Genomic DNA, 14,309 nt, shown 5'->3' on the forward strand with positions numbered 1-14,309 from the left:
CCATCCCCGGGCGGTAAGATGCTGGAATTAACGAGCGACTTTAAATCTCAGCAGACCAAGGACGTATGTTTTTCTGACGGTTTTTTGCAAGGAAATCGGTCTTTTCGGGCGGCAAAAACTGGTCCCGATCAGAATAACCACCTAGATTGGCTGTCATCATGATCCTCAGGATCTTTTAAAGGATTAATCTCATGGCTATCAGACAGACAAATGGACGCGGTCAGCGATATGACAGTGTGTTGGACACGGTTGGGGATACCCCGGTCATCAAGATCAATCGGATCGGGCCGAAAAATGTAAATATGTTCGTCAAGCTTGAGGCTGCCAACCCGGCCGGGTCAGTCAAGGACCGCCTGGCGCTGAGCATCATCGAGGCTGCCGAACGGGACGGGTCGTTGAAACCCGGTCAGACTGTGGTCGAAGCCACATCCGGCAATACCGGCATCGGGCTTGCCATGGTCTGTGCCGCCAAAGGCTATCCGCTTGTGGTGACGATGGCGGAAAGTTTCTCGGTGGAGCGTCGCCGCCTGATGCGCTTTCTCGGTGCCAAAGTGGTGCTGACCCCAAAAGAGCTCAAGGGCTTTGGCATGTATACGAAAGCCAAGGAACTGGCGGATCAGAACGGGTGGTTCCTTGCCAGCCAGTTTGAAACCGCGGCCAATGCGGACATCCATGAAAACACCACCGCGCGTGAAATTCTCGCCGATTTTGAAGGCGAAAAACTGGATTACTGGGTGACCGGGTATGGCACTGGCGGCACTGTGGCCGGTGTGGCCCGCGTGCTGCGCCGTGAGCGCCCGGATACCAAGATCATTCTGGCCGAACCCGCCAATGCTGCGCTGGTCAGCTCGGGTTACGTGAATACGCGCAATGATGAAAATCAGCCGACCGAAGGCCACCCACATTTTGAACCGCACCCGATTCAAGGCTGGACCCCGGATTTCATTCCCTACGTGTTGCAGGAAGCGCTGGACAGCAACGGCTATGACGAGCTGATCAAAATTCCGGGACCAGAGGGGATCAAATGGTCACAGCGCCTTGCCGCTGAAGAGGGGATCTTTGTTGGCATCTCGGCGGGGGCAACCTTTGCCGCAGCCATTCAAGCCGCACAGGACGCACCGGAAGGGGCCAACATCCTTGTGATGCTACCCGATACCGGAGAACGGTATCTGTCCACCCCGCTGTTTGAGGGGATTTCAGAAGGCATGACCGAAGAAGAAGCGGCTATCTCGCAATCGACCCCGACTGCGCAGATGTAACGCCACATCTATGGCACTACGAAAACACTGAACCCCCGGGCGGTTGCACCGGGGGTTCGATCTTTCTCGCATATCAATCGCCAGATGCGACCGCTTTGAGCATTTATGCTCCGAGGGATGCTTGTTGAAATACAATAGCATCTGGCAGGTCAGGAGCTTCACGTGAGTGGTGGGTAACGAGATTTAAAGCCCCTGGCTGGACTCTATTCGAGTGGTGCGGTTGTCGCTACATCAACCGATGCAATCACGAAATTGCGTTTATCGACGGTTGTCGCTGTCACTGACATCAAAACGACATCTGCCACACAGGCAATGATCGGGGCCAGAAAAGCAACTCTCCACCCATGATTTCACCGTTTGAAGCTGGAGGTCATTTCGCCGCGATTCATGAAACGTAAGATATATTGGCCTAACTGAGATAAGGTCCCTGGACGCGATCTGTTCGACATCCCTCCGATCCTGCATCGCGCAGGTCAGCAAGGGGCCGGGCAAATCGGAACTGAGGACAGCAGTTTCTATTTCAGACAAAGAGCCGAGTCGCACTGTAGGTTCGGCACCAAAATAGGCAAAGCCCTGCTGCATCATTGGAAGGTTGTCGAATTCCTTTGTAAGGCCAATCCATTGGCTGCCAATTTTGCTGCCTTTTCTGACGAAGTAACCGCTGACCCTTGCGCCTATCCGCTTGGAGATCAGCCTGCCTTCAATCGGACGCTGCAGCCTTAAGGCAAGATCAACTTCACCTCGTGCGAGGCTGAGTTTCTGACGATGATCAATGTTAAGCGTCAGGTTCGGATACCGTTTGTAGAACCGATCCAGATTCGGGGTTAAAGCAAGCAGGCTCATTCCCTGATAGCAGCTGATCGAAATCGCACCCTCTATCTCTGTATCCGGTTTGGACAGGCTACTTTCAAAGCTCCGAAGCTCTTCTTCCAACCTTGTGGAAATTTCAATGAGCTTCAATGCCTCAGCAGTGGGGTGCCAGCCACCTGTCCCCTTTTTGAAAAGCTGTCTTCCAACTTCCTTGGTAAGCCGGTCGATACGTCTTGATATCGTTGCTGAATTTGTCCCGACGATCTCTGCCGCCGCTTTCATCGTACGCGCGCGCGAAAGCGCCAATACGTATCGTAAATCGTCCCAATCGTGCAATTTCTCGGTGCCTTGCTAAATTTGGTGCCCTGCTAAATTCTGACCGACAGTCTATGTGATAAGAGCGGATTAGAAAACGGTGGTTGCGCAATTGTCGAGGTTTAAGATCCGAAAGTGGCAGAATGTCCAATGGAGAGAGGGCATTGCATAAGTGTCATCCGTAAGGCGGTCACGCGCCCATATTGAACTGGTGGGCGTCTTCCATGGGGCGCTGGATTGCAATAGGTCTATCCACCCAAAAGAAAAGCCCCCGGTTGATCCGGGGGCCCACTGAGATGTGGATTTTGCCCTGTCAGACTTGCGTCTGCTCCCTGCAGGACTTGTCCTTTTGGATCAGGCTTTTTCCAGCTCAAACGCGTCGTGCAGCGCCTGAACCGCCAGTTCCATATATTTGCGGTCGATCAGAACCGAGATCTTGATCTCGGAGGTGGTGATCACCTTGATGTTGATGCCTTCTTTCGACAGCACGTCGAACATCTTGGCCGCGATGCCGGTCTGGCTGCGCATGCCGATGCCCACGATCGACACTTTCGCCACATCGGTGTCCGCCACGATATCGTGGAAGTTGATGTCGCCCTTGTTCTTGGCTTCCTGCATTGCCTTTTCGGCGCGGGCCACCTGATCGACCGGGCAAGAGAAGGTCATGTCTGTGCGACCCTCTTCCGAGATGTTCTGCACAATCATGTCCACGTTGACCCCAGCCTCAGCCAGCGGAGTGAAGATCGCGGTCGCAATCCCGGGGCGGTCGGCCACCGAGATCAGGGTCATTTTCGCTTCGTCGCGCTGATAGGCGACACCGGATACGGCGTTCTGTTCCATGATTTCCTCCTCGTCGCAGACCAATGTGCCTGCTTCCGGGTCATATTCTTCAAAGCTCGACAAGACGCGCAGCTTGACCTTGTAACGCATCGCCAGTTCAACCGAACGGGTTTGCAGGACTTTCGCGCCAAGGGATGCCAGTTCCAGCATCTCTTCAAAGGCGATCTTGTCAAGTTTGCGGGCTTTGTCCGAGATGCGCGGATCGGTCGTGTAAACCCCGTCCACATCGGTGTAGATATCGCAGCGCTCCGCCTCGAATGCGGCGGCAAAGGCCACGGCGGTGGTGTCCGATCCGCCACGGCCCAGCGTGGTGATCCGGCCATCGTCCGCAATGCCCTGAAAGCCAGCGACCACGGCCACCTTCATGCCTTCGGCGAACTTTCCGTTGATATTGTCGCTTGGGATCTCTTCGATCCGCGCCGCCGAGTGTACGCCGGTGGTCTTGACCGGCACCTGCCAGCCCTGCCAGCTGCGCGCCGGAATACCCATCTCCTGCAACCGCAATGCCATCAGACCGGCTGTCACATTCTCACCTGAGCTGACCACCGCGTCATACTCGCGCGCGTCATACAGATGCGACGTGTCGCTGACCCAGCCCACAAGCTCATTGGTCTTGCCGGACATGGCCGACACGATAACAATCACGTCAAAGCCATTGGCCACTTCCCGCGCCACCCGCTTGGATGCACGGGCGATCCGGTCGAGGTTGGCAACCGAGGTGCCACCGAATTTCATCACCAGAGTTGGCATGGTTCCCCCATCCCTGAATTTTCGTCCGACTTCTCTTACGCAGGGTAGGGGCAAAGGGCAAGGCAGATTGGGGCATTATTGGGGGGCAGAGCAAGAAAATTAGGTGTGTATTCCATATTTCAGACAGATCACCACAACGCGAATGCAGAGTTGGAAACAAACGCTCACTCCCTCCTTTTTTCTTGCCGGAAATACCTCGGGGTGAGGGCGTAGCCCGAGGGGCAGCGCCCCTTTCCCCGACCTCCCAACTCAATACGGGTGAGGATGCCCGTCCCAGGTTTCAAAACAGCCGGTGGTCTGCATCGACAGCGCGTCAAACCGCTGGACCAGCCCCGCACAGGCTTCATCGACGGTGATATCAGCGTCCTCTCCACCCATATCCGTGATGACCCAGCCGGGGTGATAAATCCCCACAGCCACCTCATGCGAGGTCAGGTCAACGGCCAGATTGCGTCCCAGATTCAGGACCGCCGCCTTGGAAGCGCGGTAGATATAACTCCCCCCCGGCGCCCGTTCCTGGCTGGCCATCGTGGACGAGATGATCGCGATTTTTCCTTTTGCTGCCAGCAGGTTGGGCAGAAGGGTCTGAATGGTTTGAAAAACGCCGGTGACATTTGTGGCAAATGTATTTGCCCACATGTCAGCCGGATAGCCATCCGTCAGAGGCTCATATTTATCGGCGTATACGCCGGCATTGCAGATCAGCAGGTCAACCGGGTTGTCGCCAACCGCCTCATGCATGGTGGCAAAGCTTTCGGGCTGGGTCACATCAAGGGCAACCATGCCGTCCTTTCCGCCACGTGCGGTGCCAATCACTTCATCCCCGCGCGACTGATATCTATCATGCAATACTTTGCCGATGCCGCGATTGGCCCCTGTGATCACCACGCGCATGTCACCCTCCTGTCATGGTTTAGGGCAGGCTAACAGGGCAGGGCGACGAGGTCACTCGTCCAGTGCAGATGATCAGTTGGTCTTGCGGGTGGGGGTGAAAGGAAGCGGCATCACGGGCACGCCTTCCTCCAAAAGCTCTTTGGCGTCTGCCAGGTTTGCTTCGCCGTAAATGGCGCGCTCCGGGCAATCACCCAGATGCATGGCGCGGGCTTCGGAAACAAAATTGTCCCCCACATAATCGCTTTCCGCCTCTACCTTGGCTTTGAGTTCGGCGATCTGTCGCGCCACGTCCGGATCCGGTGCGGTTGCAACGGGGGCGGGTGCTGGCGTGGCGGGGGGCGTTGGGGCTGGTTCCGCAGGCGCAGGAACGGTGGCGGCATTGCGCGACGGGCGCACTTTCGGCGCCATCAGTGATTTCGCAACTTTGGAAGACCCACAATCTGGACAAGTGACCATACCCGCCGCCTGCAGGCTGTCAAAAGCCTGGGCGTTCTGGAACCAGCTTTCGAACCCGTGGTTCTGGTCACATTTCAGCGAATAGCGGATCATCTTGGTCTCGTCAGTTCAGCACAATGCAATATGGTCATGCAGGGGCGGTGGTGCAAGGCTTATCCGCGTCAGGATTTGGGGTCAAACACCTTGATCATCTGACGCAGTTCCGGTTCATCCACCATCTGGGACGCCTTTTTCTGGCTGACCCATTTGCGCCGCCTTTGCCCCATCTCAGGGTAGGATTTCACAAGGTTCTTTACCTTCAAAGGGAAAACCGCCACCACACAGGGCAGTTTTTCACCCGCATGTCCCTTGTCATAGGCATAGAACCCCAGAACATTGTGCTTGAGCTTGCCCATGGCGCCCGCTTCTTCGAAGGCTTCGGTGGCTGCAGCACCTGCTGGCGTTTCCCCATCCATCGGCCAGCCTTTTGGTATAATCCAGCGCCCCGTCCCGCGTGACGTGATCAAGAGGATCTGGATTTTGCCATCTTTGATGCGATAGGGCAGGGCGCCAAATTGCGTGCGCACCGATCGCTTGTCGGAAAGCGATAACCGGATCGGTTTCTGTTTTCCTTTTGCGATCGACAATTTACTGCTGCCCTTGTTGTCGCCCATTTATCATCTCCCCCTGATTTTTCCGGGGATTGTCTTATCTTTCCCTTAAGATAGCGGGGATTCATCTCAAATCCAAGGCTAACGGGAAACACGCTCGCAGATCTTGCGGTTTTGTCTTGGATGGGCACGAGATGCGGGGTGTTAGGATCCGTCTGGCCCCGTCGATTTTTTTGGGAGCGGCATTATGCTGTGCGGTGTTAGTGATCTGGGCTTTGCGTATCAGTGATGGACGAAACACACCATTGTAAGACGCATTGAAATGCACCACTTATAGGTGAGATCCCTCGTTTCGTCTTTCAATTTAGCTCAGATGTCGCATGCCTGTTTTTCTATGGATACTTGTCTCAATCGTTGGGTTTTTTGGCTACCGGTTTTGGTCGCGTCGCAGTTTGCGCAAGCGCTTGCTCGCCCAGCCATTGTCCTCAGAGTTGCGCCGGATAGAGGACAGGCAGGTGCCGCTCTCCGCGCGATTGCCAGAAAACCTGCGCCCCGGGTTTGAAGGCAAGATCAACCTGTTCTTGCATCAGGTGACCTTTCACGGTTGCGACGGGCTGGAGGTCACCGATGAGATGCGCCTGTCAATCGCTGCACAGGCCTGTCTGCTGATCGCAGGCAGCGACGCGTGGTATCGCCACCTGCGCACGGTGCTGGTGTATCCCGGGGCGTTCCACTCTGTGCAACAGGAACGGGACGGGTTTGTGGTGTCGGAGAGGCGCAGCATCCGCAGTGGTGAAAGCTGGCAATACGGCCCGGTGATCCTGTCGTGGCAGGACAGTGAGCAGGGCGCACTGAATGACATGGACGGGCGCAATGTGGTACTGCATGAATTTGCCCATCAGCTCGACGGGTTGTCAGGCGACACCGATGGCGCGCCACTGATGGCAAAGGGACAGAATTTCGAGGATTGGCGCCGTGTGATCGTGCCTGCCTATCAGCATCATGTATCACAGGTCATGGCGGGCCGGCGCACGGTGATTGACGAATACGGAGCTGAGGGACCAGAAGAGTTCTTCGCCGTAGCGATCGAGCTGTTCTTTGAACGGCCCGACGCGCTCAAGGGCGAAGAGCCGGAGGTCTATCAGCAGATTTCCGATTTGCTGGGTATGGACCCGTCCAGCTGGCGCTGACGGGTCCATCTGGTTTTGCATGGATCAGTCGCGGGTGCCTGCGAACCGTTCCTGCCAGCCTTCACGCTCTTCGTCCGCGATCTTGGCAAACAGGTTGTCCGGCACGGTGAACGCATGGCCAGCTTTCAGGCGATCCAACGCGTCTGTCACATCCCCCGGCCATTCCATTTCGATCTTCATCGCTTTGGAAAGCGTATCTGCCGCATCCGGAATGAACGGCGCCGACAACACCGCATAAAGCGGGATCAGGTTCAGCGCCAGACGGATCTGTGCCGCAGCCTGATCCGGGTCAGTCTTAAAAGTCGACCAAGGGGCGGCGGTTTGCAGATATTCATTGCCCGCCACCCAGATACCGCGGAGTTCCTGTGCGGCCTTGCGCACATCCATTGCTTCCATATGGCCCTCGTAGGCCCGGACTTTGGCGGTCAGATCGGAAATCAGCGCGGCTTCCACCTCACCAAATTCCCCACCCTCTGGTACCGCTTCGGAAAACTTCGAGCGGCAGAATTTTGTCACGCGGGACACGAAGTTGCCGAGCACGTCAGCCAGATCCTTGTTCACAGAAGCCTGGAAGTTCTCCCAGGTGAACTCGCTGTCCGAATTTTCCGGCGCGTGGCTCAGAAGCCACCAGCGCCAATAGTCGGCGGGAAGGATGTCCAGCGCCTGATCCATAAAGACGCCACGGCCCTTTGAGGTCGAGAACTGCCCGCCATCATAGTTCAGATAGTTGAACGATTTGATGTAATCGACCAGCTTCCATGGTTCTTCCGAGCCCATGATGGTGGCCGGGAATGACAGGGTATGGAACGGCACGTTGTCCTTGCCCATGAACTGCACATACCGCACGTCATCGGCGCCCCTGTCGGTGCGCCACCAGCGCTCCCAGAACTCGGGCCCTTCGCCCTTTTCATCTGCCAGTTCGGCGGTGGCGGCGATATATTCAATCGGCGCGTCAAACCAGACATAGAAGACCTTGCCTTCCATACCAGGCCAGTCCTCGTCGCCCTTCTTGACCGGAACCCCCCAGTCGAGGTCGCGGGTGATGCCCCGGTCCTGCAACCCGTCGCCGTCATGCAGCCATTTTTTGGCAATCGACGTGGTCAGCACCGGCCAGTCGGCCTTGGTGTTGATCCAGCTGTCCAGCGCGTCCTTGAGCTTCGACTGGCGCAGGTAAAGGTGCTTGGTCTCACGTACTTCCAGATCAGTCGAGCCAGAAATCGCCGAACGCGGGTTGATCAGGTCGGTTGGATCGAGCTGCTTGGTGCAGTTTTCGCATTGATCCCCGCGCGCGCCGTCATAGCCACAGTTGGGGCATTCGCCTTCAATGTAGCGGTCGGGGAGAAAGCGCCCATCGGCGTTGGAATAGACCTGCTTTTCGCTCACTTCCTCGATATAGCCATTGTCCGCCAGCTTGCCTGCAAAATGCTGGGTCAGCTTACGGTTCTGCGGGGAAGATGATCGGCCAAAATTGTCGAAGGACAAGCGGAAACGGTTCGCGATATCCGATTGCACCTCATGCATCTCGGCGCAAAACTCTGCCACCGGTTTGCCCGCCTTGGCAGCGGCCAGTTCCGCCGGTGTGCCGTGTTCGTCGGTGGCACAAATGAACATGACCTCGCGGCCCCGGCCACGGTTGTAACGGGCGTAAAGGTCAGCGGGCAATTGGCTGCCCACGAGGTTGCCGAGGTGCTTGATCCCATTGATATAAGGGATCGCCGAGGTGATGAGGACGCGGTTCATATATTCTTTTCCGTATTTTGGCCGAAACGCAGCGCACGCCCGGCGAAATCAGATTTGCGCCTGTCTACGCGGATTCTGCGCAAAGGGCCAGAGGGATAGAAGCAAGGACGGAAGGGGCGCTGCCCCCCGCGAGACAAGCTCGCTCACACCGGGATATTTTCAGCCAGAAGAAGAGGGCGCCCGTCTTCTTCTGGCCATAAATATCCTGGGGGAGAGCCGAAGGCTCGGGGGCAAAGCCCCTGAAATATCCACAGAAGCACGGGGGCAGGTTCGTGGTTAGATTTATTGCGTCGTTGCGATCGCCAGCCCGTCCACCACTGCGGTGAAGGCTTCGGAGTGTTGCAATGTGGCCCCCGGACAGACCTGCCCCACCGTTTCTGACACCAGTCGCATCAGGCTTGATCCGCCAACCAGAATGGCCGTGTCGATCTGGGTGGGCGGCATCTGGGCTTGCATCAATGTCTGATAAATCGCTGTGGTCAGGGCGTCCCCATATCCGGTGAGGGCGGCATTCATGCTGCCTGACGTAATGGGGGCGGTCAGGTCCCGTTCGAGAAATCCCATCTCGATCTGTGATCTGGGCGTCGCGGCATTGGCCGCGATCTTCCCGGCTTCGACCGCAAAGGCAAGCTCGTGGCCCAACCGGTCTTCGATCACGTTTTTCAGGCGCGTGACCTTCTCTGGCTCGACCGCATGTTGCAGCAGGTCTTCTACCTTGCGCTCGGTTTCGCGGGTGTAAAGGAACGGGATCTTGGCCCAGGTGGCAAGATCCTGAAAAATCGCATTGGGCATCGGCAGAAGCTCGTCCCCAAAGGTGCGACGCAGCTGGCCGCCATGGCCCAGAAGCGGCATCACATGGGCCATGGAAATCTTTTGGTCAAAATCCGTGCCGCCCAGCCGGATGCCGTGGCTGGCGAGGATCTCGACCTTGCCGCCAGAGCTGCGAAACACGGTGAAATCGGAAGTGCCACCACCGATGTCGATGATCAGCCCGGTCTGGCTGTCCTTGCCCATCGCGTGACAGGCATGGGCTGCGGCCTCGGGTTCAAAGAGGAAATCGACATGCTCAAACCCGGCGGCATGATAACAGGCCCGCAGGTCTGCTTCAGCCTGCCGGTCCTGATCCGCATTGTCGGAATGGAAATGAACCGGACGTCCAGAGAGGACCTGTGTGAACTGTTCACCCGTGGCAGCTTCGGCGCGGGATTTGATCTGCACAAGAAAGGCGGTGACCACTTCGGCAAGGGTCTGTCGTTTGCCCCCGATGAGGCGGCTTTCGTGGAAAAGCGGATGGCCGAGGATGCTTTTTAGCGCCCGCATATACCGCCCGTCTTCTCCCTCGATCAGGGAAGCAGATGCCGCGGCGCCGATCTGCATGTCACTGCCTTCGGTTGGGAAGAACACCGCCGTGGGCAGCGTGTCAGCCCCGGCTTCGATGGCGACGCGTTGGGGGTGCCCCTCCGCCAGCATTGCTACAGCGGTATTGGATGTGCCGAAATCCACGGCGAGGATCGGAGAGGACATGCGCACGGCCCTTTCAAATGGGAAAGGGCGCGGTCCTACCCAGTGGCCCTTGTGCTGTCAAGCTGTCTCTCACCTGTCGCGCAACCGCCCAAACAGCCGCCCCATCGAAAACGAGGTGCGCGGTGTGTAGGTATAGGGGGTCTTGTCCTCGACCGTGGGGCGCACGCGTGTTCGACTGAGGCCAAAGAAGATCAGCCCCAGATGCCCCACTGCGACAAAGGCGAAGAGGGCGGGCGGACCAAAGGCTTCGATCAGCTTCGACGAGGCATAGGGGGCGGCGATTGCCCCCACGGCATAGAAGAACATCAGCGCCGCCGACAGCTCGACCCGTTCCGCGCTGGTGGCAAAATCATTGGCGTGGGCGGCAGAGACCGAGAAGATCGGGAAAGTGGTGAAGCCGAAAAAAACCGCTGTCAGGAACGCCATCCCGGTGCCCATACCGCTTGCTGCGACCGTGAAAGAACAACTGAAAACCGCTGCCACCGACAGCCAGATCAGGACCCAGCGCCGGTCATATTTGTCTGCAAGCCATCCTGCGGGAAGCTGTGCCAGCGCACCTCCAAGGACAAAGGCTGCGAGGAACCAGGCCAGTTGACCGGTCTCCAGCCCAACCTCTTGCCCATAGATCGGACCCACCATCCGGAACGCGGCGGACGTCACCCCGGCCACGACGCATCCCGCTGCTGCCAGCGGCGAGCGGTGCCAGGCCAGGCCCGGGCGCAGGCGCGGGGCGGCGGGGGTTTCCGGTTGGCTGGCGCGCGTCATCGTGAGCGGCAGGATCGCCGCGCAGCAGATGAGCGCAAGCAGGTTGTAGCTGACGTAATGGGCCGGTTCCAACACGCCGATCAAAAGCTGGGCGGCCAGTGATCCTCCCATGTCCACGGCGCGATATCCCCCCATGGCGCGGCCTCGGGTTTCATTGGTGATTTTGGCATTCATCCACGCCTCGATCACCGTATAGGCCCCGGCCACACAGAGGCCGGACGCTATCCGCATCGCCGCCCAGGCATAGGGGTGGATCCACAGCATATGGGCCAGCAGCCCAATCGCCCCAAGTGCGGTAAACACCGCAAAGGCACGCGAATGGCCCACGGCACCCATCAGGCGGGGGGACCACCAGCAACCGATAAAGAACCCGACGAAATGGGCAGACCCCAAGAGGCCGATCTGTGCTTTGGTAAACCCGAGGGTCAGCCCGGACAGGGCGTCCAGTGGCCCGACACCCCCCGAACTCAACTGCAACAGGACCACCGAGATAAGAAGGGCAGCAAAGGAGACCAACAGTCGCATCAAGTCCTCCGAAAAGCAGGCGCAGGGTAGCGCGGGGTGACAGTGCTGCCACCCAGACTTGTTCTGTCCGGCGGGTGTTGCACGCCCAACTGCGACAAAACTGCGTCGTTTCCCATCGCCTGGTGGCTTGCAGAGGGGTAGGGGGGCTGCTATCCCGACTAAAGTCTGATCTAAACCATCGGAATTGCCGTTTGAGGAAAGACCTGCCCATGTTGGACGCCACATCTCCTGCCACCGCCCGGCTGGAAATCCGCAATCTGGAGCGTCAGTTTGGCGGGCAACGGGTGGTGCGTGGTATCTCGCTGCAATTGCAGGCCGGGCAAGTGACCTGTCTTCTTGGACCGTCCGGTTGCGGCAAGTCGACCACGCTGCGCATCATCGCCGGGGTGGATCAGCAAGATGAGGGCGAAATCTGGATCGACGGGCAGATGGTGGCGGGGCCGGGGGTGTTTGTGCCGCCGGAAAAACGCCATATCGGTCTGATGTTTCAGGATTTTGCCCTATTCCCCCACTTATCCGTGGCCGATAACGTGGCGTTTGGCCTGAAAGGGTCACGCACCGAAAAGCGGTTGCGGGTGCAGGAGCTTTTGGAAAAAGTTGGCCTCTTGCGTTTCATCGACAAGTTTCCGCATGAACTCTCAGGTGGTGAGCAGCAACGCGTGGCGCTGGCCCGTGCTTTGGCACCGCGCCCCTCGATCATGCTGATGGACGAACCGTTTTCGGGGCTTGATAACCGGCTGCGCGACGGGATCCGGGACGAAACGCTGACGCTTTTGAAAGAAGAGGGCACGGCGGTGGTGCTGGTCACCCATGAGCCAGAAGAAGCCATGCGCATGGCCGATGAAATCGCACTGATGCGCGATGGCTACATCGTTCAGCGCGGCGCGCCCTACAACGTCTATAACGCACCGGTCGACAAAAAGGCGGCGGCGTTCTTTTCCGACATCAATGTGATCACCGGAGTTGTGGAGGGCGCGCTGACCGACACCGCCTTTGGACAATTCCTTGCTCCCGGCATGCCTGATGGCACCAAGGTTGACATCGTCATTCGCCCGCAACACCTGAAAATCGACTTTGATCGGCAAGGTAAGGGACCAAATCCCTCTCCCGCCCATGGGGTCTGGGCGCGTGGCGAAGTGACCCGTGCGCGGTTCATCGGCAAGGAGAGCCTGGTGGAGTTTTCCATGCAGGATGGCTCACAGCTCTCTGCCACGGTGCCGTCGGTGTTCCTGCCGAAACCCGGAACCCCCCTGTGGATCGCCATTCGTCGGGACCGGTGTTTCGTGTTCCGGGCAGACACCTGAGAATTTTCAACCTGAAGGCAACGCCGGGCGGTCATCATCTTGTGCTAAGATTGGGGCACCCTATCGCCTAGCGTTTAAATCTCTGGATATTCTCATGCCTTATTTGACCATCGACACCCATAAAATGCACTACACCGACGAGGGGACAGGCCCCGAGATCATCGTGTTTTCCCATGGTCTTTTGTTCAGTGGAGACATGTTCGCGGCTCAGATCGAGGCGTTGAAATCCCACTATCGCTGTATCACCTTTGATCACCGGGGGCAGGGCAAAAGCGCGGTAAGTACGGATGGCTATGATATCGACACGCTCACCAACGATGCAGAGACACTGATCAAAGAGCTGGATCTGGCGCCGTGCCATTTTGTCGGGCTGTCCATGGGCGGCTTTGTCGGCATGCGCCTTGCGATCCGAAAGCCGGAGTTGCTGAAATCTCTGGTCCTGATCGAGACAACCGCCGACCCGGAGCCCTCGGAAAACGTTCCACGCTATCGCCTGTTGAACTTCATTGCACGGTGGTTCGGACTGGGGGTTGTTGTGGGCCGTGTAATGCCGATCATGTTTGGGCAGACCTTCCTTGCCGACAAGACACGTGCCACTGAACGGAATAAATGGCGGCGCGCCCTTGCTGACGGGGATCGGCACGGGATCACTCGTGCCGTGCGTGGTGTGATTGATCGTGAGGGGGTATTAGATGATCTTTCCCAGATCTCCCTGCCCACGCTTATTCTGGTGGGGGATGAGGACGTGGCCACAACGCCTGACAAATCGGAGAGAATGCATGGCGCAATCACGGGATCCGAGCTTGTGACCATCCCCGGGGCGGGGCATTCCTCGCCGATTGAAGAGCCGCAGCGCGTGACCTCGGCGATCAGGGCGTTCCTTCAACGCTGACTTTGCACGCTTTGAAGCTGACAATAACCTGACAATTTGGGGCTATCTGGGGGGCGGCACCCGCCATTTGCTTGTGAAATAAGTCGGAATGCCGATTTGTCGCGCCAAATTTCGCTTTCGGGCTTTGATATTTCCCGACAAAGGAATACATATCTCTCCTGATAGACATGAAGACGGGGTTGCCCGTCTGATGAGGGAGACACTTATGCTCAACAATATCGGCCTTCCCGGCCTTCTTCTGATCGCAGTTGTGGTTCTGGTCCTGTTCGGCCGCGGCAAAATCTCGTCGCTGATGGGCGAAGTTGGCAAAGGCATCACCGCTTTCAAAAAGGGCGTGGATGATGGCAAGCAAGAGATCGAAGAACAGGCTGCGGACGTCGCTAAGGACGTCACCCCCGAGGAAGACAAGGAAAAGGCGTAAGCCGCAACCGGCCCGGGTGATCCGTGTGATCCTT

The 14,309-nt window shown here is 57.7% G+C and carries 13 protein-coding genes; 5 read left to right on the plus strand and 8 right to left on the minus strand.

Annotation, left to right across the window (positions count from 1 at the left end):
* The first annotated feature begins 191 nt into the window (after window positions 1–191).
* Window positions 192–1,259, plus strand: a complete 1,068-nt coding sequence (gene cysK / locus O2N63_RS07125) for a cysteine synthase A (protein ID WP_408629794.1) — start codon at window positions 192–194, stop codon at window positions 1,257–1,259.
* A gap of 258 nt (window positions 1,260–1,517) precedes the next feature.
* On the opposite strand, the gene O2N63_RS07130 is transcribed toward cysK, so the two are convergent.
* The 5 genes from O2N63_RS07130 to O2N63_RS07150 form a co-directional block, all read right to left on the minus strand.
* Window positions 1,518–2,405: a LysR family transcriptional regulator gene (locus O2N63_RS07130; protein ID WP_271053561.1), complete on the minus strand. Its 888-nt coding sequence runs from the start codon at window positions 2,403–2,405 to the stop codon at window positions 1,518–1,520.
* 333 nt (window positions 2,406–2,738) lie between these two features.
* Complete coding sequence (locus O2N63_RS07135; protein WP_271053562.1) at window positions 2,739–3,974, minus strand: aspartate kinase; 1,236 nt, start codon at window positions 3,972–3,974, stop codon at window positions 2,739–2,741.
* 249 nt (window positions 3,975–4,223) lie between these two features.
* A complete protein-coding gene (locus O2N63_RS07140) occupies window positions 4,224–4,868 on the minus strand; it encodes an SDR family NAD(P)-dependent oxidoreductase (protein ID WP_271053563.1) in 645 nt (214 codons plus the stop codon).
* Between the two features lie 72 nt (window positions 4,869–4,940).
* The gene (locus tag O2N63_RS07145; RefSeq protein WP_271053564.1) at window positions 4,941–5,417 is read right to left on the minus strand and encodes a DUF1178 family protein; all 477 of its coding nucleotides are present in this window, start codon (window positions 5,415–5,417) and stop codon (window positions 4,941–4,943) included.
* 68 nt (window positions 5,418–5,485) lie between these two features.
* Window positions 5,486–5,977 carry an NUDIX hydrolase gene (locus O2N63_RS07150; RefSeq protein WP_271053565.1) on the minus strand — a complete coding sequence of 164 codons (492 nt, stop codon included), beginning with the start codon at window positions 5,975–5,977 and terminating at the stop codon, window positions 5,486–5,488.
* A 317-nt stretch (window positions 5,978–6,294) separates the two neighbouring features.
* On the opposite strand from O2N63_RS07150, the gene O2N63_RS07155 reads away from it, so the two are divergent.
* A complete protein-coding gene (locus tag O2N63_RS07155) occupies window positions 6,295–7,104 on the plus strand; it encodes a M90 family metallopeptidase (RefSeq protein ID WP_271053566.1) in 810 nt (269 codons plus the stop codon).
* A 24-nt stretch (window positions 7,105–7,128) separates the two neighbouring features.
* On the opposite strand, the gene metG is transcribed toward O2N63_RS07155, so the two are convergent.
* The 3 genes from metG to O2N63_RS07170 all read right to left on the minus strand — a co-directional run bounded on the left by metG (window position 7,129) and on the right by O2N63_RS07170 (window position 11,658).
* Window positions 7,129–8,844 (minus strand): methionine--tRNA ligase, encoded by a 1,716-nt coding sequence (gene metG / locus O2N63_RS07160; RefSeq protein ID WP_271053567.1) that lies wholly within the window; start codon window positions 8,842–8,844, stop codon window positions 7,129–7,131.
* A gap of 282 nt (window positions 8,845–9,126) precedes the next feature.
* Window positions 9,127–10,368, minus strand: coding sequence for an Hsp70 family protein (locus O2N63_RS07165; RefSeq protein ID WP_271053568.1), 1,242 nt, complete (start codon window positions 10,366–10,368; stop codon window positions 9,127–9,129).
* Between the two features lie 69 nt (window positions 10,369–10,437).
* Window positions 10,438–11,658: an MFS transporter gene (locus O2N63_RS07170; RefSeq protein WP_271053569.1), complete on the minus strand. Its 1,221-nt coding sequence runs from the start codon at window positions 11,656–11,658 to the stop codon at window positions 10,438–10,440.
* A 209-nt stretch (window positions 11,659–11,867) separates the two neighbouring features.
* Here O2N63_RS07170 and O2N63_RS07175 point away from each other — a divergent pair, with 209 nt between their 5' ends.
* The 3 genes from O2N63_RS07175 to O2N63_RS07185 all read left to right on the plus strand — a co-directional run bounded on the left by O2N63_RS07175 (window position 11,868) and on the right by O2N63_RS07185 (window position 14,275).
* Window positions 11,868–12,962, plus strand: coding sequence for an ABC transporter ATP-binding protein (locus tag O2N63_RS07175; RefSeq protein WP_271053570.1), 1,095 nt, complete (start codon window positions 11,868–11,870; stop codon window positions 12,960–12,962).
* A gap of 94 nt (window positions 12,963–13,056) precedes the next feature.
* On the plus strand, window positions 13,057–13,854 hold the full coding sequence (locus O2N63_RS07180; protein WP_271053571.1) for an alpha/beta fold hydrolase: 798 nt from the start codon (window positions 13,057–13,059) through the stop codon (window positions 13,852–13,854).
* Between the two features lie 205 nt (window positions 13,855–14,059).
* Window positions 14,060–14,275 (plus strand): twin-arginine translocase TatA/TatE family subunit, encoded by a 216-nt coding sequence (locus O2N63_RS07185; RefSeq protein ID WP_271053572.1) that lies wholly within the window; start codon window positions 14,060–14,062, stop codon window positions 14,273–14,275.
* Window positions 14,276–14,309 lie beyond the last annotated feature (34 nt).

Origin of the sequence: Aliiroseovarius salicola (assembly GCF_027891095.1) — a bacterium.
GTDB classification, from domain to species: Bacteria; Pseudomonadota; Alphaproteobacteria; order Rhodobacterales; family Rhodobacteraceae; genus Aliiroseovarius; species Aliiroseovarius salicola.

Excerpts from the sequence above, each read along its gene's own strand:
- O2N63_RS07170 (WP_271053569.1), bottom strand. The coding sequence starts at position 11,658 with ATGCGACTGTTGGTCTCCTTTGCTGCCCTTCTTATCTCGGTGGTCCTG.
- O2N63_RS07140 (WP_271053563.1), bottom strand. The coding sequence starts at position 4,868 with ATGCGCGTGGTGATCACAGGGGCCAATCGCGGCATCGGCAAAGTATTG.
- O2N63_RS07145 (WP_271053564.1), bottom strand. The coding sequence starts at position 5,417 with ATGATCCGCTATTCGCTGAAATGTGACCAGAACCACGGGTTCGAAAGC.
- O2N63_RS07150 (WP_271053565.1), bottom strand. The coding sequence starts at position 5,977 with ATGGGCGACAACAAGGGCAGCAGTAAATTGTCGATCGCAAAAGGAAAA.
- O2N63_RS07175 (WP_271053570.1), top strand. The coding sequence starts at position 11,868 with ATGTTGGACGCCACATCTCCTGCCACCGCCCGGCTGGAAATCCGCAAT.
- O2N63_RS07135 (WP_271053562.1), bottom strand. The coding sequence starts at position 3,974 with ATGCCAACTCTGGTGATGAAATTCGGTGGCACCTCGGTTGCCAACCTC.
- O2N63_RS07180 (WP_271053571.1), top strand. The coding sequence starts at position 13,057 with ATGCCTTATTTGACCATCGACACCCATAAAATGCACTACACCGACGAG.
- cysK (WP_408629794.1), top strand. The coding sequence starts at position 192 with ATGGCTATCAGACAGACAAATGGACGCGGTCAGCGATATGACAGTGTG.
- O2N63_RS07185 (WP_271053572.1), top strand. The coding sequence starts at position 14,060 with ATGCTCAACAATATCGGCCTTCCCGGCCTTCTTCTGATCGCAGTTGTG.
- O2N63_RS07155 (WP_271053566.1), top strand. The coding sequence starts at position 6,295 with ATGCCTGTTTTTCTATGGATACTTGTCTCAATCGTTGGGTTTTTTGGC.
- O2N63_RS07165 (WP_271053568.1), bottom strand. The coding sequence starts at position 10,368 with ATGTCCTCTCCGATCCTCGCCGTGGATTTCGGCACATCCAATACCGCT.
- metG (WP_271053567.1), bottom strand. The coding sequence starts at position 8,844 with ATGAACCGCGTCCTCATCACCTCGGCGATCCCTTATATCAATGGGATC.